The 2,851-nt window shown below is 68.3% G+C and carries 4 protein-coding genes; 2 read left to right on the forward strand and 2 right to left on the reverse strand.

From position 1 onward, the window contains the following. Window positions 1-50 precede the first annotated feature (50 nt). Both greA and ACWF94_RS37950 read right to left on the reverse strand, forming a co-directional pair. Window positions 51-548 carry a transcription elongation factor GreA gene (gene greA, locus ACWF94_RS37945; RefSeq protein ID WP_453499416.1) on the reverse strand — a complete coding sequence of 166 codons (498 nt, stop codon included), beginning with the start codon at window positions 546-548 and terminating at the stop codon, window positions 51-53. Window positions 549-858: 310 nt separating this feature from the next. After that, window positions 859-1,263, reverse strand: coding sequence for a DUF4307 domain-containing protein (locus tag ACWF94_RS37950; protein WP_453499418.1), 405 nt, complete (start codon window positions 1,261-1,263; stop codon window positions 859-861). Window positions 1,264-1,424: 161 nt separating this feature from the next. Between ACWF94_RS37950 and mca the strand changes: the two genes are divergently transcribed. Both mca and ACWF94_RS37960 read left to right on the forward strand, forming a co-directional pair. After that, window positions 1,425-2,306 (forward strand): mycothiol conjugate amidase Mca, encoded by an 882-nt coding sequence (gene mca / locus ACWF94_RS37955; RefSeq protein WP_453499420.1) that lies wholly within the window; start codon window positions 1,425-1,427, stop codon window positions 2,304-2,306. Continuing rightward, window positions 2,299-2,544: a hypothetical protein gene (locus ACWF94_RS37960; protein ID WP_453499422.1), complete on the forward strand. Its 246-nt coding sequence runs from the start codon at window positions 2,299-2,301 to the stop codon at window positions 2,542-2,544. Before mca ends, ACWF94_RS37960 begins: the two co-directional genes overlap by 8 nt. Window positions 2,545-2,851: the final 307 nt, after the last annotated feature.

Genomic DNA, 2,851 nt, shown 5'->3' on the forward strand with positions numbered 1-2,851 from the left:
GTCCGGCCCCTTGCCGCCGATGCGCGTGTTCTTCCGCTGCGCGGGCGCCGTCAGCCGGAGTACGGCTTGGCCGCGAGGATCTTCACCGACGCCGTCCTGCCGTTCGGCAGCTCGTACTCGGCGTCGTCACCGACCTTCTTGCCGTTCACGCCGGTGCCCAGCGGTGACTGCGGGGAGTATGTCTCGATCTCGGCGCTCGCGTACTCACGGGACGCCATCAGGAAGGTCAGCGTGTCGTCGGCGTCGCCGTCGAAGGCGATCGTCACCACCATGCCGGGCTCCACGATGCCGTCGTCCGCGGGGGCCTCGCCGACCTTCGCCGTGTCCAGAAGCTGGGTCAGCTGGCGCACACGGAGCTCCTGCTTGCCCTGCTCCTCCTTGGCCGCGTGGTACCCGCCGTTCTCCCGCAGGTCCCCCTCCTCACGCGCAGCCTCGATCTTCTTGGCGATCTCGGTGCGCGCGGGACCAGACAGGTACTCCAGCTCGGCCTTGAGCTGGTTGTACGCCTCCTGGGTGAGCCAGGTGACGTTTTCGCTGGTCTGGGTCACAGGTGCTCCTCGTAGGTACTGGGAATACAAAGCAACGCCCTACTCAGAAGGATGTGCCTTCATGGGTGGGCGAAACCACGAGCCTAACAATTTCGCGGCGGAAGGGGGAGAACAAATGCCATCAGGGCTGCGTCAGCGCAGGTCGGGCCGGGGAGCAGCCGATCACCGGCGGCGATGTTCCCCCGTGATGTCCCGCGCGGTTCCCCCGGTGATCACCTGGACCGGCGGGCCGCCGGCGGCCGTCCGCCGGTGCCCTGCACCCCGGCCGGATTCCACGACATCACCGTCGCCGTCCCGCTGCCGGGCGGCGCTATCGGGCGGCGCACTGCACCAGCTCCGCGCTGGTGGCCCGCGCCCTCGTCCGGATCGTGATCACCTGGTCGATCCGCGATGCACCGCTCCGATCGACGGCGACATCGCGCCATCCGACCTCGGCGCCGTCCTCCGAGCGGGAACGCACGGTGCAGCTGCCGGTGGCGTCCGCGTCCTTGCGGATCTCCAGATGCACCTGCACCTCGGAGTCCGAGATCACCGAGAACTTGATCATCTCGCCGCTGATGTCCTGCCCGGCGATGTAGTCGTAGCCGAACCAGCCCACCATGCCGACAAGACCCACACCCAGGACCGAGCCCAGGATCTTGAGCCGGCGGTCCGCGCGCTGATCCGCCGAGCGGCCGTAACGGCTCTCGGGAAGCTGCTCGCGCACGGCGGTCATGGTCATTCCTCTCGGGCGGGGGGCGCGGAATTTTCCGTCCCCCGATTCGGTCACTATAGAAGGCTCCTCCCGCCGCCCGACCGCCGCCCCGCAACGACCTTCACGCGGGACGGCACCGACCGTGAGCACCACATCACTGACGAATCACTGAGGATCGAGTCTTGACTGAGCAGCTGCGACTGATGGCCGTTCACGCCCACCCCGACGACGAGTCGAGCAAGGGCGCGGCCACGATGGCCAAGTATGTGTCCGAGGGGGTGGACGTGCTGGTGGTGACCTGCACGGGAGGCGAGCGCGGCTCCATCCTCAACCCCAAGCTCCAGGGTGACGCCTATATCGAGGAGAACATCCACGAGGTCCGCAAGAAGGAGATGGACGAGGCCCGGGAGATCCTCGGCGTCGGGCAGGAGTGGCTGGGCTTCGTCGACTCCGGTCTCCCCGAGGGCGACCCGCTGCCGCCGCTGCCCGAGGGCTGCTTCGCCCTGGAGGACCTGGAGAAGGCGTCCGGCCGGCTGGTGCGGTCGATCCGCTCGTTCCGCCCCCAGGTGATCACCACGTACGACGAGAACGGCGGCTATCCGCACCCCGACCACATCATGACCCACAAGATCACGATGGTGGCCTTCGATGGTGCGGCCGACGCCGAGCGCTTCCCCGAGTCGGAGTACGGCCCCGTCTGGCAGCCGCGGAAGCTCTACTACAACCAAGGCTTCAACCGTCCGCGTACGGTCGCCTTGCACGAGGCGCTGGTGGCGCGCGGGATGGACTCCCCGTACGGGGAGTGGCTGGAGCGCTGGAAGGAGTTCGAGCGGGTGGAGCGCACGCTGACCACCTACGTTCCGTGCGCGGACTTCTTCGAGATCCGCGACAAGGCGCTGATCGCGCACGCCACGCAGATCGACCCGGACGGCGGCTGGTTCAACGTCCCCATGGAGCTGCAGAAGGAGATCTGGCCGACGGAGGAGTACGAGCTGGCGAAGTCTCTGGTCGATACTTCCCTCCCCGAGGACGACCTCTTCGCGGGCATCCGCGACAATGCCTGATATGAGCGCAAGCGCAAATCTCGCAATGACGCACGCGGCCACCCTGGCCAAGGAGCTGGACGAGAACAAGGTCACCCCCGGTGTCCTGGGCTTCCTCGTCTTCGCGGCGCTGGCGGTCGGGGTGTGGTTCCTGATGAAGTCGATGAGCCGGCACATGGGGCGGGTCAGCTTCGAGGAAGCACCGGAGTCCGATGCGCCGACCCCGACCACCTCGGGCAGCGCCCCGGAACGCGGGTGACCCTCCGGGCCGCGCCTCCTCGATACCGGGCATCCCGGCGGGCCCCTGGTCTTACGGGGCGAGCCGGGCCGCCTCTCAGCCTGCCCGACGTTCGGGGCGCGGGGCCCGCGGGGTGCGGTTGTTCGCGAGGCGCGGGCCCTTGCCGGGGCGCTGCCCCGGGCCCGGTGCCTCGATCTCCCCCAGAGCTTCGCCTGGAGGCACCCAGGCGGGGCTGAATTTGCTGGCCCGTTGGGGCCGAGTGTGTGTACCTGGGTGAGCAAATTCAGCCTGTCTGGGGGTACCCCCAGGCGAAGCTCTGGGGGAGTTT

The organism is Streptomyces sp. NPDC055078 (assembly GCF_053607985.1).